Source organism: Paraburkholderia sp. GAS41 (genome assembly GCF_050436545.1).
GTDB lineage: Bacteria > Pseudomonadota > Gammaproteobacteria > Burkholderiales > Burkholderiaceae > Paraburkholderia.
Genome location: NZ_JBNDMK010000004.1, coordinates 255,961 through 279,793 on the forward strand (window position 1 = coordinate 255,961; position 23,833 = coordinate 279,793).

Genomic DNA, 23,833 nt, shown 5'->3' on the forward strand with positions numbered 1-23,833 from the left:
AATTTGTTGCCCTTTTGCTTTCGCCCATCAGGAGGTGCGATCTTCGCCGCCGTACAGATCACGTCACCGTGTGCCGCATGCTGCGAGGCTTAGACGCTCTCGTCATCCGCCCTCGCCCGGCACGAACCGGCGCGAACCGGCACAACGCAGCATTGCCTGGCGATACCCGCCAAACCGCTTAATGCACTACCCGGTCGAACACCAGTTTGCCGTCTTCCACCTCGACCGGAATCACATCCTTCGGACCGAACTTGCCGGCCAGAATCAGCTTCGCGACCGGATTCTCGATCTCCTGCTGGATCGCGCGCTTCAAAGGCCGCGCGCCAAACAGCGGATCGTAGCCCACCTTGCCGATCAGGTCCAAAGCCTCGTCCGAGACGACCAGTTGCATGTCGAGCTTCGCGAGCCGTTCATGCAGCCGTTGCAACTGGATCTTCGCGATCGACTGGATGTTCGAGCGATCGAGCGCATGGAACACCACGACGTCGTCGATCCGGTTGAGGAATTCAGGGCGGAAATGCAGCTTCACCTCTTCCCACACCGCATCCTTGATCGCGTCCTGCGGCTCGTCCACCATGGACTGGATCACCTGCGAACCGAGGTTCGACGTCATCACGATCACCGTGTTCTTGAAGTCCACGGTGCGCCCCTGGCCATCGGTCATGCGGCCGTCGTCGAGCACCTGCAGCAGCACGTTGAACACGTCCGGGTGAGCCTTCTCGATTTCGTCGAGCAGGATCACGCTGTACGGCTTGCGACGTACCGCCTCGGTCAGGTAACCGCCTTCCTCATAGCCGACGTAGCCCGGCGGCGCGCCGATCAGCCGCGCGACGCTGTGCTTCTCCATGAACTCGCTCATGTCGATACGGATCAGATGATCTTCCGAATCGAACAGGAACGACGCCAACGCCTTGCACAGCTCGGTCTTGCCCACGCCGGTCGGGCCGAGGAACAGGAACGAGCCATACGGACGGTTCGGATCGGACAAGCCTGCACGCGAACGGCGAATGGCATCGGCGACCGCGGTAATCGCTTCGTCCTGACCGACCACGCGGTCATGCAGTTTGGCTTCGATCTGCAGCAGCTTTTCGCGCTCGCCCTGCATCATGCGCGAAACCGGAATGCCGGTGGCACGCGACACCACTTCGGCAATTTCCTCCGCGCCCACCTGAGTGCGCAACAGACGAGGACGGGTCGGATTGTTCTGCTCCTTTGCTTCGGCCTGGGTCACTTCCTTCAGTTGCGCCTCGAGTCCCGGCAGCTTGCCATATTGCAACTCAGCCACCTTCTCGAGCTTGCCTTCGCGTTGCAGCCGCGTGATTTCCGCACGGGTCTTCTCGATCTCTTCCTTCAGTTGCGCACTGCCCTGCACCGCCGCCTTTTCCGCGGTCCAGATTTCTTCGAGGTCCGAATAGTCGCGGTCGAGCCGTTCGATTTCTTCCTCGATCAATTGCAGGCGCTTCTGCGACGCTTCGTCCTTTTCCTTCTTGACGGCTTCGCGTTCGATCTTCAACTGGATCAGACGACGATCGAGCCGGTCCATTTCTTCGGGCTTCGAATCAATTTCCATCTTGATCTTCGAAGCGGCTTCGTCGATCAGGTCGATGGCCTTGTCCGGCAGGAAACGGTCCGTGATATAGCGATGCGACAGTTCCGCCGCCGCGACGATGGCCGGGTCGGTGATGTCCACGCCGTGATGCAGTTCGTACTTCTCCTGCAGGCCGCGCAAAATGGCGATGGTCGCCTCGACCGACGGCTCGTCCACCAGCACTTTCTGGAAACGGCGTTCGAGCGCCGCGTCCTTTTCGATGTACTTACGATATTCGTCGAGCGTGGTCGCACCGACGCAATGCAGCTCGCCGCGCGACAGCGCCGGCTTCAGCATGTTGCCCGCATCCATTGCCCCTTCGGCCTTGCCCGCGCCGACCATGGTATGGATTTCATCGATAAAGACGATGGTCTGACCTTCGTCCTTGGCGATATCGTTCAGCACGGCTTTCAGGCGCTCCTCGAATTCGCCGCGATACTTGGCGCCGGCCAGCAGCGCCGCCATATCGAGCGAGAGCACCCGCTTGCCCTTGAGTGTCTCCGGTACTTCGCCGTTGACGATACGCTGCGCGAGTCCTTCGACGATGGCCGTCTTGCCGACGCCCGGCTCGCCGATCAGCACCGGATTATTCTTGGTGCGGCGCTGCAGGATCTGGATCGAGCGGCGGATTTCGTCGTCGCGGCCAATCACCGGGTCGAGCTTGCCGGCGCGCGCGCGCTCGGTCAGGTCGACGGTGTATTTCTTGAGCGCTTCACGCTGGCTTTCGGCGTCCTGGCTATGCACTTGCGAGCCGCCACGCACCGCCGCGATGGCCGCTTCGAGCGACTTGCGCGACAGGCCATGCTGGCGCGCGAGACGCCCGGCCTCGCCCTTGTCGTCGGCCACCGCGAGCAGGAACATCTCGCTCGCGATAAACGTGTCGTTGAGCTTCTGGGCTTCCTTGTCGGCCTGGTTCAGCAGGCCGGTCAGTTCGCGGCCGATCTGGACGTTGCCGTCCGTCCCCCGAACCTGCGGCAGACGCGTCAGCGCGTCGTTCAGGGCCGTTTGCAGCGCCTGCACATGCACGCCGGCGCGCGACAGCAGCGAGCGAGCCGACCCGTCCTGCTGCGCGATCAGCGCGACCAGCAGGTGGAGCGGTTCGATGTATTGATTGTCGTGGCCGACGGCCAGACTCTGCGCATCCGCCAACGCTTCCTGAAATTTAGTGGTGAGCTTGTCGACTCTCATCTAAGAGACCTCCAATTTTCGAATATCACCAAAATGAGGCGTTTTCTGCGGGTTTCAAGCGTTTTTTTGCCCGCGGGAGCAAGTATTTAACAATTGCCGCGTACCACCGCTTTCTCCTGCTCAATCGACCGCCGCCGCGTCGCCGCCTCCCGCCGTCGCCAATGCGATAGGAATGACCTGCCGCATGCCGAGCAACATCGCCAGCGGCTCCGCAGGCTCGGCCAGTTCACCGATCGTATGACCGTCCAGCTCCGCCAGAAACGCGTCGCGCGCCTTTTCCAGCGCACCCTTTAACCGGCATTGCGGCTGGATCACGCAATCGCGATGACTGCCCACGCCATCCGGGAAACAGCCGACGAGCGCGAAGTCGCTTTCGGTCGCGCGCACCACCTCGCCGACGGTCAACGAGCCCGAGTGCGGGAACAGCCGCAGGCCGCCGTTACGACCGCGTACCGTCTCCACCCAGCCCAGTTCACCGAGCCGCTGCACCACCTTCATCAGATGATTCTTCGAGATTCCGTAGGCGTCCGAGATATCCTGGATCGTCGCCAGGCCCTCGTCGCGGACCGCGAGGTACAGCAGGACGCGTAATGAATAATCCGTGTAATCAGTCAGTCTCATAAGCGCGGGTCATGATGAGTGGCGGCGGCGATCCTCTGAAAGACCGTAGCGGCGCGAGGGTTGTCGGCGCAGCCTCTTCGCAATAACATGCGGGCATCGCGCATGTTATGCAGGACTGTTCGCTGAATGGCTGCCATTTTGAATGGTATCGTCTGCGAGCAGCGGTATTTTTCTGTGTGACGCTGTTGTGCTGAACTCGTTCGCGCCACCTTTGCCGCCTTTGTGTTTGTTTTGGGTCACCGTATGAATCCCCTATTTCCTCCCGTGCCGGCCGTACCGCGACACGCCGAAGCCACTGAAGCCAACATCCGCGAGCTGGTCTACGCGTTCTACGACCGTGTGCGCGCCGACGCGATCCTCGGTCCTGTCTTCGAGCAGACGCTCGCCGGACGCTGGGACGAACACCTGCCGAAGATGTGCACGTTCTGGGCAAGTCTGGTGCTCGGCGCGAAACAGTATCGCGGCAATGTGCAGCAGGCGCATCAGCCGCTGCCGGGCATCGAGCCTCGTCATTTCAGCCACTGGCTCTACCTGTTTCTCGACACGGTGGAATCGCGCTACGAACCGGCGGCGGCGATCCGTTTCATGGAACCGGCATTGCGCATCGCGCAAAGCCTGCAGTTGAGCCGCTTTGGATGGGATTACACGATTCCCGCCGAGCAGCAGGATTTGCTCGACCGTATCGCACCCTCGAGGCGTGAGCGTGACGAACCGCGCGGCGAGCCGTTTCCGGCAAAGATCATCGGGCGCCCGAGCGAGCCCTGACGGAGCGGCTCTGCGCGGCGGGCGCGCCGCGCTTCATTCGGACTTCGTATTGATCGGGCCCATGCCCCAGCGTGCCAGCGCGGCGTCATCGGACACGCGCGCATCGACCCAGCGTTCGCCCTCGGCGGTCTTTTCCTTTTTCCAGAACGGCGCTTCGGTTTTCAGGTAGTCCATCACGAATTCACAGGACGCAAACGCGTCGCCGCGATGCGCCGCGGTGGTCGCCACCAGCACGATCTGGTCGAGCGGATACAGCTTGCCGACGCGGTGGATGACCAGCACCTCGATGCCGGGCCAGCGCTCGCGCGCCACGTCGACAATCGCCGCGAGCGACTTCTCGGTCATGCCCGGATAGTGCTCGAGTTCCATGGCTTCGACCACGCAGCCGTCGTTCAGATCGCGCACGGTGCCGACGAAGCACGCCACCGCGCCGACCTTGGGATTCTGTGCACGCAAGGCGGCCACTTCGGCGGTCAGGTCGAAGTCTTCGGTCTGGACGCGAACGGTCATCGTCTCCCTCAGCCGCCCGTCACGGGCGGAAAGAACGCGACTTCGCAGCCTTCGGTCAGGCGCGTGCCGGCGTCGGTCATCACGTGATTGCAGGCCATGCGCAGCGCGCGGCCCTCGGTGAGCGTCTCCGCCCAGATGCCGCCGCGCGCCCGCAGCCATGCCCGCACGTCGCCCACCGTGGCGACGCTATCGGGCACCTCCACGGCTTCGTCGGCGGCGCCGAGTGCCTCGCGCACGCTTGCAAAAAATTTCAGCTGGATCTTCATCGGGGTCGTCACCGGACGCTGCCGGCGTCAGTTCAACAATTCGGAAAAGGGGATGAAGTGCACCGTCTCGCCGGCGCTGATCATGTGATTGGGCGGGTTGTCGATCAGGCCGTCACCCCACACCGTCGACGTCAGCACCGCCGAACTCTGGTTCGGGAACAGATCGAGGCCGCCGGCCGGATTGATACGGGCGCGCAGGAATTCGTTGCGCCGGTCGCCTTTGGACTGGGTGAAATCGGCCCGCAACGACAGCGCACGCGGCGTCACGATCCGCACGCCCGCGAGACGCAGCAGGAACGGACGCACGAATAGCAGGAAGGTGACGAAGCTCGACACCGGATTACCCGGCAAGCCAATGAAGAACGTTTCAGCGGGAGCCGTCGCGCCTTCGGCCGCCGGCGCACCGCGCCGCACCGCGCCGAACGCGAGCGGCTTGCCCGGCTTCATGGCGATCTGCCACATCGACAAACGCCCTTCCGCCTCGACGGCCGGCTTCACGTGGTCTTCCTCGCCCACCGACACGCCGCCGCAGGTGAGAATCAGGTCATGCGCCTGCGCCGCCTCGCGCAAGGTCGCGCGCGTCGCGTCGAGCGCGTCGGGGACGATGCCGTAGTCGGTCACCTCGCAGCCGAGCTTGTCGAGCAGCCCGCGCAACGTGAAGCGATTCGAGTTGTAAATGGCGCCGGGCCTGAGCGGCTCACCCGGCAGGGTCAATTCGTCGCCGGTGAAGAACACCGCTACCTTGACGCGCCGTAGTACCGACAATTCCGCACAGCCCACCGATGCAGCCAGCCCGAGCGCCTGCGGCGTCAGTCGCGTACCCGCCGGCAAGATCACCGAGCCGCTATGGATATCCGCGCCCTGCGCGGTAATCCACTCGCCGGCTTTCGGCATGTGCAGGATCGTGACCGCGTCGCCGGCAGCTTCGGTCTGCTCCTGGATGACGATGGCGTCAGCGCCGGGCGGCACCGTCGCCCCCGTGAAAATGCGGGCCGCCGTCCCTGCCACGAGCGGCTGCGGCGCGTGTCCTGCCGGAATGCGCTGCGAGACCGGCAAACGGCGCTCGCCCTGGGCGAGATCGGCGATCCGCACGGCGTAGCCGTCCATCGCGCTGGTGTTCATCGGCGGCACGTCGAGCGGCGACACGACGTCGACGGCCAGCACGCGGTTCAACGCCTCGAGCGTGGGCAGCGTCTCCTCGCCGGCAACGGCATTGGAGGCGCCGAGCAAGGTGGCAAGGGCGTCGGCAGTTGACAGCATCGGCGCGCGAGGCGCGGTAGATGGAGGGGTGGACATCGGTCGGGGGCGCGCTGGACTGAAAAGAATATTGTAGCGGTCTGCGCCAGTCGACGGGGGCCCGTGACCTGATGGTCAGATTTCGACCGTAGCTGACGGATTCGCCAGATTCGAACCGCAGCGGTTAAGGCGCCAGACGCGACAGATACGGCGTTTTCTTGGCGCGGAGCAAACCGGGTGGCAAGCGCCACAAGTAAAACGGCCATGGTGCCCGGCCCTGCCAGCAGGCGCTGCACCATGGCCGTCGAATCGGGCGCCCAGGAACCGGCCGCCCCGAGTCGTCCTCAATCGCCCGTATGCGCGACGACGAAGTGCTTGACGCACTGCACGTCCGCCGGCAGCACTTCGAAACGCTGCGGCAGCGACTCGATCCCGGCAAACGCCGCCGGCCGCTCCGGCTCGCGCAACAGCGCTTCACGGATCGTCTCGCCGAACTTGATCGGCTGCGCCGTCTCGAGCACGATCATCGGAATACCCGCTTGCAGATGCTCGCGCGCCACCTTCAGGCCGTCTGCCGTGTGGGTGTCGATCATCGTGTCGTAGCGCTTGAATACATCGCGAATCGCCCCGACGCGGTCGGCATGGCTGCTGCGGCCGGACACGAAGCCGAACTGCGCGACCCGCACGAAATCGCCGCTCGCCGCCAGATCGAAACCGCCCTTTTCCTCGACATCGCGGAACAATTGCAGCACGCGCGCCGGATCGCGCCCCAGCAGATCGAACACGAAGCGTTCGAAATTCGACGCCTTCGAAATGTCCATGCTCGGGCTGCTGGTGTGATAGGTCTCCGCCGCCTTGCGCACGCGGTAAATCCCGGTACGGAAGAACTCGTCGAGCACGTCGTTCTCGTTGGTGGCCACGACCAGCTTCTCGATCGGCAGACCCATCATGCGCGCAATGTGCCCCGCGCAGACGTTGCCGAAGTTGCCCGACGGCACCGTGAACGACACCCGCTCGTCATTCGACGTGGTGGCCGCGAAATAGCCCTTGAAGTAGTAGACGACCTGGGCGACGACGCGCGCCCAGTTGATCGAATTGACCGTGCCGATCTTGTACTTCGCCTTGAACGCGTGATCGTTCGAGACGGCCTTGACGATATCCTGGCAGCCGTCGAAATTGCCTTGCACCGCGAGGTTGAAAATGTTCGGATCCTGCAGGCTGTACATCTGCGCCGTCTGGAACGCGCTCATCTTCTGGTGCGGCGACAGCATGAACACGCGGATGCCCTTCTTGCCGCGCATGGCGTATTCCGCGGCGCTGCCGGTGTCGCCCGAAGTCGCGCCCAGGATGTTGAGAGTCTCGCCGTGCCGCGCCAACGCGTACTCGAACAGGTTGCCGATCAGCTGCATCGCCATGTCCTTGAACGCCAGCGTAGGGCCGTTCGAGAGCTCGAGCAGCGACAGCGGCGCGCCGTTCTCGACACCAAGCGTCTTGAGCGGCGTAATCTGCTCGGCGCTTTCGTGGTTGCGCACGTTGCAGTAAGTCGCAGCCGTGTACGTGCGGCGCGTGAGCATGCGCAGGTCTTCGGCAGGAATGTCGTCGCTGAATTTCGACAGGATCTCGAAGGCGAGATCCGCGTACGGCAGGGTGCGCCAGCGCGCCAGTTCGTCGGCCGAGACCCGCGGGTATTCGGCGGGCAGATACAGGCCGCCGTCTCTTGCGAGTCCGCCCAGCAGGATGTCGGAAAACGTATGGCGCTCGCCGGCTCCGGCGCCGCGCGTGGAAAGGTAGTTCATATCAGTCTCTGGCCTAGTTCAGCGCTTCCATGCGCAGCTTGGTCACGTGCGAAACCACGGTTTGCAGCGCTTCGATGCTCTGGATCGCCGCGTTGACGTGCTTTTCAACCGTTTCGTGCGTAATCAGGATGATGTCGGTCTCGCCCTTGCCGTTGGCGTCCACCTGCTCCGACTCTTTCTGCAGCAGCGCGTCGATCGAGATACCGGTGTTGGCGAGGATGCGCGTGATATCGGCGAGCACGCCGGTCACGTCCGCTACGCGCAGGCGCAGGTAGTAGCCGCTCGTCACTTCCTCGATGGGCAGGATCGGCGTGTTCGACAGGCTGTCGGGCTGGAAAGCCAGATGCGGTACGCGATGCTCCGGATCGGCGGTATGCAGACGCGTCACGTCCACCAGATCCGCCACCACGGCCGAGGCCGTCGGCTCCGCGCCCGCTCCCTTGCCGTAATACAAGGTGGTGCCGACCGCGTCGCCATGCACCACCACCGCGTTCATCGCCCCTTCCACGTTGGCCAGCAGGCGCTTTTCCGGAATCAGCGTCGGATGCACGCGCAGTTCGATGCCCCTGTCGGCGCGTCGCGCGATGCCCAGCAGCTTGATCCGGTAGCCGAGCTCTTCGGCATACTTGATATCGATCGCGGCGAGCTTGCTGATGCCTTCGACGTAGGCCTTGTCGAACTGCACCGGCACGCCGAATGCGATCGCGCTCATGATGGTTGCCTTGTGCGCGGCGTCCACGCCTTCGATGTCGAAGGTCGGGTCGGCTTCGGCGTAGCCCAGTTCCTGAGCGGCCTTCAGCGCGGTCGCGAAATCCAGCCCGCGGTCGCGCATCTCGGACAGGATGTAATTCGTCGTGCCGTTGATGATGCCGGCAATGTACTGAATCCGGTTCGCCGTCAGCCCTTCGCGCAGCGCCTTGATGATCGGAATACCGCCCGCCACCGCCGCCTCGAACGCCACCATCACGCCGTTGGCGCGCGCGGCTTCGAAAATCTCGGTGCCGTGCACGGCCAGCAAGGCCTTGTTGGCCGTCACCACGTGCTTGCGGTTGGCGATGGCGCGCAGCACCAGCTCGCGCGCGATACCCGTGCCGCCGATCATTTCCGCGACGATGTCGATGGACGGATCGTCGACCACGGCGTCGAAGCTATCGGTGATCTCCACCGTGGCGGCCGCGTTGCCGAGCGCCGCCGTGGCCTTGGCCGGATTGCGCACGGCAATGCGCGCAACCTCAATGCCGCGCCCGGCACGCCGTTTGATTTCTTCCTGATTGCGGCGCAGTACCGTGAAGGTGCCGCTGCCCACCGTGCCGAAGCCCAGTAGTCCAACTTTGATCGGTTCCATGCAGCGTGTGTTTTCGAGTAAGGATTAAGGGAAACAGGTGTCGAGGTCTGGCGCGCGGGCGATGGGCCCACGCCGCGTCAGACCGCGTGGCGTTTTCGGTAGCCGTCGAGGAAACGGGCGATCCGGTTGATCGAATCGGCCAGGTCGTCGACATTCGGCAGGAACACGACCCGGAAATGGTCCGGCGTCTTCCAGTTAAAGCCGCTGCCCTGCACCAGCAGCACCCGTTCGGCCAGCAGCAGCTCCAGGATGAACTGCTGGTCGTCTTCGATCGGGTACATTTTCGGATCGAGGCGCGGGAACATGTACAGCGCGGCTTCCGGCTTCACGCAGGTCACGCCGGGAATGGCCGTCAGCATGTCATACGCGAGTTGACGCTGTTTGTACAGGCGGCCGTTCGGCAGGATCAGGTCGTTGATGCTCTGGTAGCCGCCAAGCGCGGTCTGGATCGCATACTGGCCGGGCACGTTCGGGCACAGGCGCATGGAGGCCAGAATGCCGAGCCCTTCGAAATAGTCTTTTGCGCGACGGCGGTTCTCGCCGGTCAGGCCCGAGATGAACATCCACCCGGCGCGGTAGCCGCACGAACGGTAGCTCTTGGACAGGCTGTTGAAGGTCACCGTCAGCACGTCCTCGGAGAGCGCCGCCATCGACGTATGCTGCTTGCCGTCGTAGACGATCTTGTCGTAGACCTCGTCGGCGAAGATCACGAGGCCATGCTGGCGGGCGATCTCGATCAGGCCGAGCAGCAGTTCGTCCGAATACAGCGCACCGGTCGGGTTGTTCGGGTTGATGACCACGAGCGCCCGCGTGTTCGGCGTGAGTTTGGCGCGAATATCGTCCAGATCGGGCATCCAGCCATTCGACTCGTCGCAGATGTAATGCACCGGTGAGCCGCCCGACAGGCTGACGCCGGCCGTCCATAGCGGATAGTCCGGCGCCGGCAGCAGCACTTCATCACCGTCGTTGAGCAGGCCCTGCATGGCCATCACGATCAGTTCCGAGGCGCCGTTGCCGATGTAGATATCGTCCAGCTCGACGCCTTGCACGCCCTTTTGCTGGGTGTAATGCATGATCGCCTTACGTGCCGCGAACACCCCTTTCGAGTCGGAATAGCCTGATGAGCCAGGCAGGTTCAGGATCATGTCCTGGATGATCTCGTCGGGAGCGTCGAAGCCGAACGGCGCGAGGTTGCCGATGTTCAGCTTGATGATGCGGTGACCCTCTTCTTCGAGCCGCTTCGCATGTTCGAGGATGGGCCCGCGGATGTCGTAGCAGACATTCAACAGCTTATTGGATTTGAGGATCGGTTTCACGGCGGGCACTTCATCCTGGATAAATAGTGGGTCGGCCCGCAACGCACGGGGCCTGGGCATCGGGGTGCGAAGCGGCCGTTTCAGGCGCGCTCCCGCGAATGTGTCTGATTCGTGCTGACGGTGCGGATTGCGCCGGGGTGCTCGAGGTATTGCCGCGGACCGTTCAAGGACCCTCAGGTTACCTTAAGGGAGCGCCTGATAAGCTGTTTGGCCATGCCAGAACCGGCGCATTGACCGGTGTCCGGCAGCCGCTCCGGGTGCGGCTTATGGCGGCACGCGAAGCAAGGGGCGCCGCCGGGCGGCTAAAAAGTTATAATTTAGCGGATTTTGGCCGACTTCCGCAATGCACCAAGTGCATGCAGTCCGGAAAGAACGACTTCGGAAAACGAATTTGAAATTACACCAGGATTCCAGCGGCGCCCTCAACACCGTGACCGGCTACGGCGCCGGCTATGTCGAAATCAATCTTCAGCGCCATATGGGCAGCATCCTCGTGATGCCGGAAACGGCCGTCACGCCTTGGCCTGTGGCTGCGTTCGAAGCGCTGACCGCGGAGCATTTCGCCATGCTGATCGAGCCCGCGCCCGAGGTCGTCATCTTCGGCAGCGGCGAGCGTTTGCGGTTCCCGCATCCGCGGCTCACCGCGGCGCTCGCGGCGCATCGGATCGGCGTCGAGACGATGGACTTCAAGGCCGCCTGCCGCACGTACAACATTCTGATGGCCGAGGGCCGCAAGGTCGCGGCGGCTTTGCTGATCGAAGCGTAAGCGGCGCAATTCGGCCGCCGGGTCGGGCCGGTATCGTAAACTGCGCGTCGGCTGCCGGCGGTCGGTCCTGCGGACGCCAGCCCCACGCGACTTGCCGTCTGTGACCAGCCGTCGGCAACCGGCCCTCCGCAACCGGCGGTCCGCAAGGTAATCCGCTACCGGTCGTGCACAACCGGCCGTACGCTCCCAACAACACTGACACGCCGCCTGTGCGGCGTCGCAAAAGACAGGCTAACAACCCATGAACGATATGCCTTCCCGGCTACCGCTCAACCGCAGCACCCTACTGCTGCTCGTGCTTGCCCTCGCCGTGATCTGGTTCGTGCCGCTTGGCTGGCGCCACCTGCTGCCGAGCGACGAAGGCCGCTACGCCGAAATGGCCCGCGAGATGTTCCTGACCGGCGACTGGATCACACCGCGCTACAACGGCTACAAGTACTTCGAAAAGCCACCGCTGCAAACGTGGATGAACGCGCTGAGCTTCGCCTGGTTCGGCATCGGAGAATGGCAGGCCCGGCTCTACACGGCCTTGACGGGCTTCGCGGGCGTCCTGCTGATCGGCTTCACCGGCGCGCGCGTGTTCAACGCCGCCACCGGCGTGTGCGCGGCCATCGTGCTGGCGACTTCGCCTTACTGGAACCTGATGGGCCACTTCAACACACTGGACATGGGCCTGTCATTCTGGATGGAGCTGACCCTGTGCGCCCTGCTGCTGGCCCAGCGTCCCAGCCTGCCGTCCAGCCACGTGCGCCTGTGGATGTGGCTATGCTGGGCCTCGATGGCGCTCGCGATGCTGTCGAAGGGTCTGATCGGCGTGATCCTGCCGGGCGCGGTGCTGGTGCTGTACACGCTGATCGCGCGCGACTGGGCCGTCTGGAAGCGCCTGCACCTGATCGGCGGGATGATCCTGTTCTTCGCCATCGCCACGCCGTGGTTCGTGCTGGTCCAACAGCGCAATCCGGAATTCCTGAATTTCTTCTTCATCGTCCAGCAATTCAAGCGCTATCTGACGCCCGAGCAGAACCGCCCCGGCGCGTTCTACTACTTCGTGCCGGTGATCCTGGTGGGCTTCCTGCCGTGGCTGTCGGTGAGCGTGCAGAGCATCCGCCACGCGCTGCGCCTGCCGCGTCAGCCGAACGGCTTCTCGCCGGTCACGATGATGCTGGTCTGGACGGTGTTCATCTTCCTGTTCTTCAGCGCCTCGCATTCGAAGCTGCTGTCGTACACCCTGCCCATCGCCCCGGCGCTGGCTCTGCTGATCGGCCTGTACCTGCCGCTCGTCACGCCCGCCATGCTGCGCCGCCATCTGGCCGGATACGCCGTGTTTCTGGCGGTAGCGGCAATTGGCGCGCTGTTCATGGGCCGCTTCGGCGACAGCCGCAATCCCACCGAGTTGTACGTCGCCTATCGCAGCTGGGTGCTGGCCGCGCTCGGCGTCGCCTTTGTGTTGACGCTCGCCGCAATGTGGCTGAACCGCCACAGCCGCAGCGGCATCGTCGGCGCCACGGCGCTGTTCGGCGCCGCCTGGCTGCTGCTCGGCACCATCGCCGGCACCGGGCACGATGTATTCGGCCGCCTGAGCTCCGGCGCGCCGCTCGCGCCGGCCGTCAAGGCCGCCATCGCCAGACTGCCGGCCGATACGCCGTTCTACTCGGTCGGCGTGCTCGACCACACGTTGCCCTTCTACGTCGACCACACCATGATCATGGTCGAACATCCGGATGAACTGGCGTTCGGCGTATCCGTCGAACCGCAGAAGTGGGTGCCGACGGTAGACGAATGGATCAAACGCTGGGACGCGGACCGTTACGCCCTCGCGCTGCTCCCGCCGGGCCGCTACGATGCGTTGCTGGCGCAGCATGTGCCCATGCAGATCGTCGCGCGCGACTCGCGGCGGGTAATCGTAGAAAAACCGCAGCCATGACCCCATATCAGGACCTCGACCGTTGATGAACCCGATTTCGCTCTTTTGTATCCTCGCCGGCGTCGCGCTGAACGCCTGCGCGCAGCTCCTGCTGAAAGCCGGCACGAATGCCGTTGGACACTTCGAATTCACCCGTGCGAACATCCTGCCCATTGGCTTCAAACTGGCAACGCAATTGCCGATCATCGGCGGGCTGGGTTGCTATGTGATCAGTGTCGCGGTGTGGGTGGTCGGGCTGTCGCGCGTCGACGTGTCGATTGCGTATCCGATGCTGTCGCTCGGTTACGTCGTCAACGCGATCGCCGCCTGGTATCTGTTCGGCGAGGTGCTGTCGGTGCAGCGGCTGGTCGGGATCGGCATCATCCTGATCGGCGTCGTCATCCTGGCGCGCAGCTAGGCTCGCGCCGCCCCAGGTTGCCGAAGTATCCTTGCCGGACGCCGTCCTTGTTGGTTGCTGCCCCAATTTCTTTCGAGCGAAGCATTCATGAGCCAGTCATCAGTCCCGTTTTTGCCGTTTGTCCGTCCGGAAATCGATGAAGAGACCATTCAGGGCGTGGCCGAGGTGCTCCGCTCCGGCTGGATCACCACCGGTCCGCAGAACCAGCTGTTCGAAGCCGCGCTGTCGGAATACTGCGGCGGCCGTCCTGTGCGCACCTTCAACTCCGGCACGGCCACGCTGGAAATCGGCCTGCGCATCGCCGGGGTCGGCGCGGGTGACGAAGTCATCACCACGCCCGCCTCGTGGGTTTCCACCAGCAACGTGATCTTCGAAACGGGCGCGACGCCGGTGTTCGTCGACATCGACCCGACGACCCGCAACATCGACCTGAATCTGCTCGAAAAGGCCATCACGCCGCGCACCAAAGCCATCATCCCGGTGTTTCTGTCGGGCCTGCCGGTGGATATGGACCGGCTCTACGCCATCGCCCGCGCCCATAAGCTGCGCGTGATCGAAGACGCCGCCCAGGCCTTCGGCTCCTCGTGGAAGGGCGAGCGCATCGGCAAGCTCGGCGACATCGTGTCGTTCAGCTTCCACGCCAACAAGAATCTGACGTCGATCGAAGGCGGCGCGCTGGTCCTGAACAACGAGGACGAAGCCATCCTCGCCCAGAAGTACCGGCTGCAAGGCATTACCCGCACGGGTTTCGACGGCATGGACTGCGACGTGCTCGGCGGCAAATACAATCTCACGGACGTCGCCGCACGCGTGGGTCTCGGCCAGTTGCCGCATCTGGAGCGTTTCATCGCCCAGCGCAGAAAGCTCGCACGGGCCTACTTTGCGGGGTTCGAAGGCGGCGCCGCGGCCAGCCTGGGCATGGGTCTGCCGCTTGCTGACCTTGAAAACAGCAACTGGCACATGTTCCAGATCACGCTGCCGCTCGAGAAGCTGTCCATCGACCGCGCGGGTTTCATGGGTCAGTTGAAGGAACGCGGCATCGGCTCCGGCGTGCATTACCCGGCCATCCACCTGTTCACGCTGTACCGCGCGCAAGGATTCAAGGAAGGCATGTTCCCGCACGCGGAGCGTTTCGGCGCCACCACGGTCACGCTGCCGCTCTTCACGCTGATGAACGAAGGCGACGTGGCGCGCGTGTGCCAGGCGGTCAATGAAATTTTCGAACAATACGGAAAATAAGCGGAAATGAGTCAAACGGAACATCGCTCCCCGATGTCTGATACGCCGGAAGTTTCGGTCATCATCCCGGTGTACAACGAGGAGGCCGGACTGGCCGCGCTGTTCGCGCGCCTGTATCCGGCGCTCGATGCGCTCGGCACCGCCTACGAAGTGATCTTCATCAACGACGGCAGCCGCGACAAGTCCGCGGCGTTGCTGGCCGAGCAGTTCCGCAAGCGGCCGGATACCTCGCGCGTGATCCTGCTGAACGGCAACTACGGCCAGCACATGGCGATCCTCGCCGGCTTCGAGCAGTCGCGCGGAGAGATCGTCATTACGCTCGACGCCGACCTGCAGAATCCGCCGGAAGAAATCGGCAAGCTGGTCGACAAGATGCGCGAAGGCTACGACTACGTGGGCACGATCCGCATGCAGCGCCAGGACAGCCTGTTCCGGCGCAAGGCTTCACGCGCGATGAACCGTCTGCGCGAGCGCATCACCCGCATCAAGATGACCGATCAGGGCTGCATGTTGCGCGCGTACAGCCGCCACATCATCGACACGATCAACCGCTGCGGCGAAATCAATACCTTCATTCCGGCGCTGGCCTACACGTTTGCGCAGAACCCGGTCGAGATCGAGGTCGCGCACGAAGAGCGCTTTGCGGGCGAATCGAAGTATTCGCTGTACGCGCTGATCCGCCTGAATTTCGACCTCGTCACCGGCTTCTCGGTCGTGCCGCTGCAGTGGTTGTCGTTCATCGGCGTGATCCTGTCGCTGGGCTCAGCCGCCCTGTTCGTGCTGCTGCTGATTCGCCGCTTCATCATCGGCGCGGAAGTGCAAGGTGTGTTCACGCTGTTCGCCATCACCTTCTTCCTGCTCGGCGTGATCATCTTCGCGCTCGGGCTGCTCGGCGAGTACATCGGCCGGATCTATCAGCAGGTGCGCGCGCGTCCCCGTTATCTGGTGCAGACGATTCTCGAACAGCGCAACGGCACCACCGTCGCCGAAGCGCCGCGCCAGGCCGTGGTGCAGGCGGTGCAGGCCGCGCCGCTCATCAATCAGGGACCCAACCCATGAAGCCACGCGCGGTCGTATTCGCGTATCACAACGTCGGCGTGCGCTGCCTGCAGGTGCTGCTCGCGCGCGGCGTGGACGTGGCGCTGGTGGTCACCCATGAGGACAGCCCGAGCGAGAACATCTGGTTCGGCAGCGTGGCCGCGGTCGCCGCGAGCTACGGCATTCCCACGGTGACGCCGGCCGATCCGAAAAGCGCGGAACTGCGCGCCGCGCTCAGCGCTGCCCGGCCGGACTTCATCTTCTCGTTCTACTACCGCCACATGTTGCCAATCGACCTGCTCGCGCTGGCCGCGCGCGGCGCCTACAACATGCACGGCTCGCTCCTGCCGAAATACCGTGGCCGCGTGCCGACAAACTGGGCCGTGCTGAAGGGCGAAACCGAAACCGGCGCGACCCTGCACGAAATGGCCGCCAAGCCGGATGCGGGCGCGATCATCGCCCAGACGCCGGTGCCGATCCTGCCCGACGACACCGCCGCGCAGGTGTTCGACAAGGTCACGGTGGCCGCCGAGCAGACGCTGTGGCGCGTGCTGCCGGCGCTGCTCGCAGGCGAAGCGCCGCATCTGCCGAACGATCTGGCGCACGGCAGCTACTTCGGCGGGCGCAAGCCGGAAGACGGGCGGATCGAGTGGAGTCAGCCGGCCCAGCAGATATACAACCTGATTCGCGCGGTGGCGCCGCCCTATCCCGGCGCGTTCACGGAAATCGAAGGCCACCGCTTCATCGTCGCGCAGGCGCGCCTGGCGCGTCCCGGCGCACTCCGGTCGGATTTGCCGCCGGGCCTCCACGTAAGCGATAATGCCGTTTTTGCGGTGTGCGGCGATGGCCGCGCCATCGCCATCCATGAATTGCGGCGCCAGCACGCGGGCAGCGAGTCCGTCGTCTCCCCAGCCGAATTCACCCAGCTCATTCAATCTTCCCGTCATTCATGAAAAAAGTCCTGATTCTGGGTGTCAACGGCTTCATCGGCCATCACCTGTCCAAACGCATTCTCGAAACGACCGATTGGGAAGTGTTCGGGATGGACATGCAGACCGAGCGCCTCGGCGACCTCGTCAACCACGAACGGATGCATTTCTTCGAAGGCGACATCACGATCAACAAGGAGTGGGTCGAGTATCACGTGAAGAAGTGCGACGTGATCCTGCCGCTCGTCGCGATCGCCACGCCGGCCACGTATGTGAAGCAGCCGCTGCGCGTGTTCGAACTGGACTTCGAGGCGAACCTGCCCATCGTCCGTTCGGCCGTCAAGTACGGCAAGCATCTGGTGTTTCCGTCCACCTCCGAGGTCTACGGGATGTGCACGGACGAGCAGTTCGACCCGGAAGAGTCGCAACTCTCGTACGGCCCGATCAACAAGCCGCGCTGGATCTACGCGTGCTCCAAGCAGTTGATGGACCGTGTGATCTGGGGCTACGGCATGGAAGGCCTCAACTTCACGCTGTTCCGTCCGTTCAACTGGATCGGCCCGGGCCTCGATTCGATCTATACGCCGAAGGAAGGCAGCTCGCGCGTGGTGACGCAGTTCCTCGGCCATATCGTGCGCGGCGAGAATATCAGTCTCGTCGACGGCGGCGCGCAAAAGCGTGCCTTCACGGACATCGACGACGGCATCGGCGCGCTGATGAAGATCATCGAGAACAAGGACGGCGTGGCGACCGGCAAGATCTATAACATCGGCAACCCGACCAACAACTTCTCGGTGCGCGAGCTCGCGCACAAGATGCTGGCGCTCGCCGCGGAATTCCCGGAATACGCCGCGACGGCCAAGCAGGTGCAACTGGTCGAAACCTCGTCGGGCGCGTACTACGGCGCGGGCTATCAGGACGTGCAGAACCGCGTGCCGAAGATCGACAACACGATGCAGGAACTCGACTGGGCGCCGAAGTCGACTTTCGACGAAGCGCTGCGCAAGATTTTCGAAGCGTATCGCGGCCACGTCGCCGAAGCGCGCGCCCTCGTCGAACAGCAATAAGGGCCGCGCCTTGCCTCGTATCGTCCTGAAGATCGACGTCGACACGTTGCGCGGCACCCGCGAAGGGGTGCCGAATCTGGCCCGTATCTTCGACCGCTTCAAGGCGCGCGCCACTTTTCTCTTTAGCCTCGGACCCGATCACACGGGTTGGGCGATGCGCCGCGTGCTGCGGCCGGGCTTTCTGCAGAAGGTGTCGCGAACCTCGGTGGTCGAGCACTACGGCGTCAAGCAATTGATGTACGGCGTGCTGCTGCCGGGGCCCGATATCGGCGCGCGGGCGTCGTCCGAGATGCGTGCGATCCACGAAGCCGGTTTCGAATGCGGTATCCACACGTGGGACCACGTCTACTGGCAGGACAACGTGCGCACGCGGGCGCGCGACTGGACCGTCGCGCAGATGCAGAAGAGCCATGAGCGTTTCGTCGATATCTTCGGCGCGCCGCCCGTCACGCACGGTGCAGCCGGCTGGCAGATGAACGAGCACGCCTTCGAGCAGATCGATGCCTGGGGCATGCGGTACGCGTCCGACGGACGCGGCCATTCACCCTATTTCCCGGTGGTGAACGGCAAGCCGCTTGCGCACGTGCAGATGCCGACCACGCTGCCCACGCTCGACGAAGTGCTGGGCGTCGACGGTGTCGAACTGGACAACGTGGCTGCGTGGATGTTGAAGCGCACCGAGAACAATCCGCACGATCAGGTGTTCACACTGCACGCCGAACTCGAAGGGCAAAAGCTCGCGCCCATCTTCGAACAGTTGCTGGAAGGCTGGCGCGCGCAAGGTCACACGTTCGCAACCATGGGCGATTACCACGCCGCGCTAGACCGTAGTACGTTGCCATCGTACCCTGTCACGTGGGGTGAGATTTCAGGGCGCTCCGGCGAACTGATCGTCCAGCCGTCATAACAAAACCACCGGAGAACCTCGTGCCCATCGCAGTCGACCAACCCGTCCCCGACTTCACCGCCCCCGCAACCGGTGGCGACATCACGCTGTCCAGTCTGCGGGGCAAGAAGGTGGTGCTGTATTTCTATCCGAAGGACAACACGCCCGGCTGCACCACTGAAGGTCTGCAGTTCCGCGACCTGTATCCGAAGTTCAGGAAGGCCGGCGCCGAGATCCTTGGTGTGTCGCGTGACAGCCTGCGCTCGCACGAGAATTTCAAGGCCAAGCTCGAGCTGCCCTTCCCGCTGATCTCCGATGCGGAAGAAACCCTCTGCGCGCTCTTCAGCGTCATCAAAATGAAGAAAATGTATGGCAAAGAAGTACGTGGAATCGAGCGCTCCACGTTTGTCATCGACAGCGAGGGTGTCCTGCGCCACGAGTGGCGTGGCGTGAAAGTACCAGGTCATGTCGATGAAATTCTGGAGGCTGTACAAGCGCTGTGAGGCGCGTTATATTGGGCTGCAATGAGTGCCTGTCCACCCCATTCTTCCCGCGGCTGCGCCGCATGTCACGCCTCTCACGTTGTTGATGAGGCCGTGAGGCGCAACGCGATGACCGAAGTCGAGCCGCTTGCCCCGTTTTCCGGGGCGGCGGCTTTTTTAATTGCGCGAAGCCGTTCATTTGTTCGGCCACGCGCTCTCGTCAAGGAGCCGATCGAAACTCAGGCGAACCGGCATTTCTAGACCGAAAGCGCGCCTCCGGGCGCAAACTGCGTGTGCCTTCCGGCACACCGGCAGAATGCGACAGGCGGCGCACGATATGTGACCCGATTTTTTCGAGGGAAACCATGCCTTTGCCTACCGCACCCAGCAAGCTCGGCAATCTTTTACCGCCTGACGAATACAAGGCCCGCGCCACACCCGCCCGGTCCGCGAAAAAACAGACGACCGAAGGGGAGCAAGCAGAGTCGGCCGATTTCGGCCCCGCCAGCGTCGCCACACCCATGGCGCGCGCTGCCAACGCAGCCTCCACGCTGCGGCCGGTTCCTGCCTCTTCGGCAGCTTCTTCCGCCAGCGTCGAGCCAGCCGCTCCCGCTCGCGGCCGCAAAACCAAACAGACCGCGGCCTTGCTGCAACCTGTGCCTGCTCCCACAGCGCGGGAGGAATCAGCACGCGCCGAGCCTTCCACAGCCGAACCGGTAGTGGTGCGCGCCGGCAAGCAGCCGGCCAGCACCACCACGGCCGCGCCGGCCGCCGCCACCCGCGGCAGCGCCAAAAAACGCGGCAGTGCGGCCGAGCAGGTCGAAACCCGCAAGCTGTTCGTGCTCGACACGAACGTGCTGATGCACGATCCGACCTGCCTCTTCCGTTTCGAGGAACACGACGTCTATCTGCCGATGATGACGTTGGAAGAACTCGACAACCACAAGAAGGGCATGTCGGAAGTCGCGCGGAATGCGCGCCAGGTGAGCCGCACGCTGGACGCACTGGTTGCCAACGGCGGCGATATGTCGGAAGGCATTTCGCTATCGCGCCTTGGCAGCCGCGAAGCCGCCGGACGTCTGTACTTCCAGACCAAGCTGACCGATATCGAGCCGGTTGAAGGCCTGCCGCAAGGCAAGGCGGACAACCAGATTCTCGGCGTCGTGCGCGCGCTGCAGCGCGATCGCATGGATCGCCAGGTCGTGCTGGTGTCGAAAGACATCAACATGCGCATCAAGGCGCACGCGCTGGGTCTGCCCGCTGAAGACTACTTCAACGACCAGGTTCTCGAAGACAAGGACCTGCTGTACTCCGGTATCCGCGCCCTGCCGCAGGACTTCTGGACCAAGCACGCCAAGGGCATGGAGAGCTGGCAGGACACCAAGACAGGCACCACGTATTACCGTGTGACCGGTCCGCTGTGCGCCTCGATGCTGGTCAACGAGTTCGTGTATCTGGAACCGCAGAACGGCGAGCCGGCGTTCCACGCGCTGGTGCGTGAACTGAACGGCAAGACTGCCCTGCTGCAGACCTTGCGCGACTACGGTCACCACAAAAACAACGTGTGGGGCATCACGGCGCGCAATCGCGAGCAGAATTTTGCGCTCAACCTGTTGATGAATCCGGAGATCGATTTCGTCACGCTGCTGGGTCAGGCCGGTACCGGCAAGACGCTGGTTGCGCTGGCGGCAGGTCTTGCGCAAGTGCTCGACGACAAGCGTTACAACGAGATCATCGTGACGCGCGCCACGGTGCCGGTCGGCGAGGACATCGGCTTCCTGCCGGGTACGGAAGAGGAAAAGATGCAGCCGTGGATGGGTGCATTCGACGACAACCTCGAAGTGCTGCAGAAAACCGACGATGCCGCCGGTGAATGGGGCCGCGCTGCCACCCAGGAACTGATCCGTTCGCGCCTGAAGATCAAAAGCATGAACTTCATGCGCGGCCGGACTTTCGTCGATAAGTACCTCATCATCGACGAGGCGCAGAATCTGACGCCTAAGCAGATGAAGACGTTGGTGACGCGTGCCGGCCCTGGGACGAAGATCATTTGTCTCGGCAACATCGCGCAGATCGATACGCCGTATCTGACGGAAGGCAGTTCGGGCCTCACGTATGTCGTGGATCGCTTCAAGGGCTGGGCGCACAGCGGGCATGTGACGCTGGCGCGCGGCGAGCGCTCCCGTCTGGCGGATTACGCGTCCGACATCCTGTAGGCTCGATCGGTTTACTTTTTACTGTTGCCGAAGTCCGAAAGCCGCGCCCGGGTCATACCGGCGCGGCTTTCTTTCGTTTATCGAGGCCCGTGCGGCAGCGTGCGGAAGGTCTGGCATTCGCATCCGGCAAAGCAACACTTAGCGCGTAAACTTCAAGTCATTTATCAACTTCGCTTGCTCACGCCAAGGTGGACGGGCTACCATCGCGACATCGCCCGCCTTAAGCGAGTGTTTACGCTCGCCTTGTCTTCATGCGCCGACTTGGGTTTTCGCTGCTGATCCTTCTGCTGCTCGCCGCCTGCTCCAGCGCGCCGCAGCGGATTTCGCGCAGCTCGGGCGGTGCGTCGACAGCGTCCAATGGCGCCTGGCACACCACGCCGCCGGGCTTTCCAAACTTCGTCGATCACAGCGTCGGGCGAGAGGAAATCTCCATTCAGGCCATGAGCCTCGTGGGCATTCCATACCGTTGGGGCGGTAATACGCCGGATAGCGGGTTCGATTGCAGCGGCCTGGTTCGTTACGTCGTCGCACGCTCGGCCTCGGTGAATCTGCCGCGCACCACCGCCGATATGAGCGGAAGCGGCGAGTCCATCGACCCCGACGAAGTCGCACCCGGCGACCTGATCTTCTTCAATACGACCGGGCGGCCCCACTCGCATGTCGGCATTTATGTGGGCAAGCTGCGGTTCGTCAACGCGCCGTCGACGGGCGGTACGGTTCGTATCGACTACCTGACCAATCCGTACTGGGCCAAGCGTTTCGACGGCATACGCCGCGTGGCTGCGCCCACGCACGCGCCGACGCCGTTCGAAACACCGACTTATCAGGCATCTAACCCGTCGCCGCAGCGTGGGGCTCCGGTTCCGACGGACTCGCAAGCGGCTTATGCGGGCGCGGCCCAACCCGCGCCTACGCCCGTAGCAGCATCCGCTGATGCCTTCGAGCCGCCGCCCTCTGCAATGAGCGCCGCGCAGACCCAGGCGCGGGAAGCAGGCGCAGTCACACCCGCGAACCTTGCCGTCGAACCGCCTCAAGGCAGCGCAAGCGCCATGGATGCGACCGCTGCCGCATCTGCCGCGGACGCGCCGTCGCGTTCCGCCGCCGTCCCCGCGAGCGTCGCCCGCGCACCGGATCCCATCGACGCCGCCGCCGACGCCTTCGAACCGCCCCCGCCCGCCTCCGTCGCGGCTCGCCAGGAACAGCAGGTCGACTCGAACGGCGGCGTGCAGATCATGCGCGCCTCGACCCACTCGCGAGCCATTCCCGCCCCCACGCAATCCAGCGACGACCCGATCGCCCATTTCGCAAACGGCAACTTCTGAGCGGCAAGCGCCCGCTGCGCTCATCTGATTCCTGCAATTGAAAGCGCCCGTGAATCCGGGCGACTATGCTATCTGCTATCGTCCCCGATATTCCTTTGACGGCAGGTGCTCAACATGGATCTTGGACTGAAGGACAAAGTCGTACTGGTCACTGGCGGCAGCAAAGGGATTGGCCTTGCCTGCGCTCGCGCGTTCGCGGCCGAAGGCGCGAAGGTGGCGATCGTCTCGCGCGACCCGGCCAATCTCGCCCGCGCCCGCGAACAACTGGCGAGCGAGGGCCTGCATGTGCACCTGACGCGCGCCGACCTGCACGAGCCGCATGGCGCGGCAGACATCGTCGAAGAAGTCACCACCGCCGTCGGACCGATCGACGTGCTGATCAACAGCGCGGGCGCCGCCCGCCGCTACGACCCGGAAACGCTCGACGCCGCCGCCTTCAAGGCCACCATGGAGGCCAAGTATTTCCCGTACATCTATCCGCAGCAGGAAGTGCTGCGCCGCATGGCGGAACGCGCGAAATCGGGTGAAGCCGCGGAGCCGGGCACGATCGTCAATATCATCGGGATGGGCGGCAAGATGGCCAGCGATATCCACATCGCCGGCGGCGCTGCCAACGCCGCGCTGATGCTCGCGACCGTCGGCCTTGCGCATTACTACGCGCGTTACGGCATCCGCATCAACGCCATCAATCCGGGCGCAACCTTGACCGAACGCGTCGAAGAAGCGTTGAAGCTGGAAGCCGGCCAGCAAGGGATCGACACCAAGGAGGCGCTGGCACGCGGTCAGGCCAAGGTGCCGCTTGGGCGCTACGCCAGACCGGAGGAAATTGCCGACGTCGCGCTGTTTCTGGCGAGCCGCCGCGCCAGCTATGTGACGGGCGCGATCGTGCCGATGGATGGAGGCAGCGCGCCGCTCATCTGAAGGCCGCGCCGCTGC

Annotated in this window: 21 protein-coding genes; 13 read left to right on the plus strand and 8 right to left on the minus strand. The window is 63.7% G+C overall.

Annotation, left to right across the window (positions count from 1 at the left end):
• Window positions 1–178: 178 nt before the first annotated feature.
• Window positions 179–2,776, minus strand: a complete 2,598-nt coding sequence (clpB, locus tag P3T43_RS09185; RefSeq protein ID WP_429280721.1) for an ATP-dependent chaperone ClpB — start codon at window positions 2,774–2,776, stop codon at window positions 179–181.
• 120 nt (window positions 2,777–2,896) lie between these two features.
• Window positions 2,897–3,397, minus strand: coding sequence for an Rrf2 family transcriptional regulator (locus P3T43_RS09190; protein ID WP_429280722.1), 501 nt, complete (start codon window positions 3,395–3,397; stop codon window positions 2,897–2,899).
• A gap of 243 nt (window positions 3,398–3,640) precedes the next feature.
• Between P3T43_RS09190 and P3T43_RS09195 the strand changes: the two genes are divergently transcribed.
• Window positions 3,641–4,162, plus strand: coding sequence for a group III truncated hemoglobin (locus P3T43_RS09195; RefSeq protein WP_429280723.1), 522 nt, complete (start codon window positions 3,641–3,643; stop codon window positions 4,160–4,162).
• A gap of 33 nt (window positions 4,163–4,195) precedes the next feature.
• Here P3T43_RS09195 and moaE read toward each other — a convergent pair whose 3' ends face one another.
• The 6 genes from moaE to P3T43_RS09225 form a co-directional block, all read right to left on the minus strand.
• Window positions 4,196–4,672, minus strand: coding sequence for a molybdopterin synthase catalytic subunit MoaE (gene moaE, locus P3T43_RS09200; RefSeq protein WP_429280724.1), 477 nt, complete (start codon window positions 4,670–4,672; stop codon window positions 4,196–4,198).
• 8 nt (window positions 4,673–4,680) lie between these two features.
• Complete coding sequence (moaD, locus tag P3T43_RS09205) at window positions 4,681–4,938, minus strand: molybdopterin converting factor subunit 1 (protein WP_429280725.1); 258 nt, start codon at window positions 4,936–4,938, stop codon at window positions 4,681–4,683.
• A 27-nt stretch (window positions 4,939–4,965) separates the two neighbouring features.
• Complete coding sequence (locus P3T43_RS09210; protein ID WP_429280726.1) at window positions 4,966–6,198, minus strand: molybdopterin molybdotransferase MoeA; 1,233 nt, start codon at window positions 6,196–6,198, stop codon at window positions 4,966–4,968.
• 320 nt (window positions 6,199–6,518) lie between these two features.
• Window positions 6,519–7,970 (minus strand): threonine synthase, encoded by a 1,452-nt coding sequence (gene thrC, locus P3T43_RS09215; protein WP_429280727.1) that lies wholly within the window; start codon window positions 7,968–7,970, stop codon window positions 6,519–6,521.
• Window positions 7,971–7,983: 13 nt separating this feature from the next.
• Complete coding sequence (locus tag P3T43_RS09220; protein WP_429280728.1) at window positions 7,984–9,315, minus strand: homoserine dehydrogenase; 1,332 nt, start codon at window positions 9,313–9,315, stop codon at window positions 7,984–7,986.
• Window positions 9,316–9,392: 77 nt separating this feature from the next.
• On the minus strand, window positions 9,393–10,640 hold the full coding sequence (locus P3T43_RS09225) for a pyridoxal phosphate-dependent aminotransferase (RefSeq protein ID WP_429280781.1): 1,248 nt from the start codon (window positions 10,638–10,640) through the stop codon (window positions 9,393–9,395).
• Window positions 10,641–11,022: 382 nt separating this feature from the next.
• Here P3T43_RS09225 and P3T43_RS09230 point away from each other — a divergent pair, with 382 nt between their 5' ends.
• The 12 genes from P3T43_RS09230 to P3T43_RS09285 all read left to right on the plus strand — a co-directional run bounded on the left by P3T43_RS09230 (window position 11,023) and on the right by P3T43_RS09285 (window position 23,818).
• Window positions 11,023–11,397, plus strand: coding sequence for an Mth938-like domain-containing protein (locus P3T43_RS09230; RefSeq protein WP_429280729.1), 375 nt, complete (start codon window positions 11,023–11,025; stop codon window positions 11,395–11,397).
• A 241-nt stretch (window positions 11,398–11,638) separates the two neighbouring features.
• The gene (locus tag P3T43_RS09235; RefSeq protein WP_429280730.1) at window positions 11,639–13,321 is read left to right on the plus strand and encodes a glycosyltransferase family 39 protein; all 1,683 of its coding nucleotides are present in this window, start codon (window positions 11,639–11,641) and stop codon (window positions 13,319–13,321) included.
• 25 nt (window positions 13,322–13,346) lie between these two features.
• On the plus strand, window positions 13,347–13,718 hold the full coding sequence (locus P3T43_RS09240) for an SMR family transporter (protein ID WP_429280731.1): 372 nt from the start codon (window positions 13,347–13,349) through the stop codon (window positions 13,716–13,718).
• 87 nt (window positions 13,719–13,805) lie between these two features.
• Window positions 13,806–14,957 (plus strand): DegT/DnrJ/EryC1/StrS family aminotransferase, encoded by a 1,152-nt coding sequence (locus P3T43_RS09245; protein ID WP_429280732.1) that lies wholly within the window; start codon window positions 13,806–13,808, stop codon window positions 14,955–14,957.
• A gap of 6 nt (window positions 14,958–14,963) precedes the next feature.
• Complete coding sequence (locus tag P3T43_RS09250; RefSeq protein ID WP_429280733.1) at window positions 14,964–16,016, plus strand: glycosyltransferase; 1,053 nt, start codon at window positions 14,964–14,966, stop codon at window positions 16,014–16,016.
• Window positions 16,013–16,948: a formyltransferase gene (locus tag P3T43_RS09255; protein ID WP_429280734.1), complete on the plus strand. Its 936-nt coding sequence runs from the start codon at window positions 16,013–16,015 to the stop codon at window positions 16,946–16,948. Before P3T43_RS09250 ends, P3T43_RS09255 begins: the two co-directional genes overlap by 4 nt.
• Window positions 16,945–17,991, plus strand: coding sequence for a bifunctional UDP-4-keto-pentose/UDP-xylose synthase (locus P3T43_RS09260; RefSeq protein ID WP_429280735.1), 1,047 nt, complete (start codon window positions 16,945–16,947; stop codon window positions 17,989–17,991). Before P3T43_RS09255 ends, P3T43_RS09260 begins: the two co-directional genes overlap by 4 nt.
• 10 nt (window positions 17,992–18,001) lie before the next feature.
• Window positions 18,002–18,898, plus strand: a complete 897-nt coding sequence (locus P3T43_RS09265; RefSeq protein ID WP_429280736.1) for a polysaccharide deacetylase family protein — start codon at window positions 18,002–18,004, stop codon at window positions 18,896–18,898.
• A 20-nt stretch (window positions 18,899–18,918) separates the two neighbouring features.
• Window positions 18,919–19,380 (plus strand): peroxiredoxin, encoded by a 462-nt coding sequence (locus P3T43_RS09270; protein WP_429280737.1) that lies wholly within the window; start codon window positions 18,919–18,921, stop codon window positions 19,378–19,380.
• 344 nt (window positions 19,381–19,724) lie between these two features.
• On the plus strand, window positions 19,725–21,575 hold the full coding sequence (locus P3T43_RS09275; protein ID WP_429280738.1) for a PhoH family protein: 1,851 nt from the start codon (window positions 19,725–19,727) through the stop codon (window positions 21,573–21,575).
• 251 nt (window positions 21,576–21,826) lie between these two features.
• Window positions 21,827–22,897 carry an NlpC/P60 family protein gene (locus P3T43_RS09280; RefSeq protein ID WP_429280739.1) on the plus strand — a complete coding sequence of 357 codons (1,071 nt, stop codon included), beginning with the start codon at window positions 21,827–21,829 and terminating at the stop codon, window positions 22,895–22,897.
• Between the two features lie 114 nt (window positions 22,898–23,011).
• Window positions 23,012–23,818, plus strand: coding sequence for an SDR family NAD(P)-dependent oxidoreductase (locus tag P3T43_RS09285; RefSeq protein WP_429280740.1), 807 nt, complete (start codon window positions 23,012–23,014; stop codon window positions 23,816–23,818).
• The last annotated feature ends 15 nt before the right edge of the window (window positions 23,819–23,833 follow it).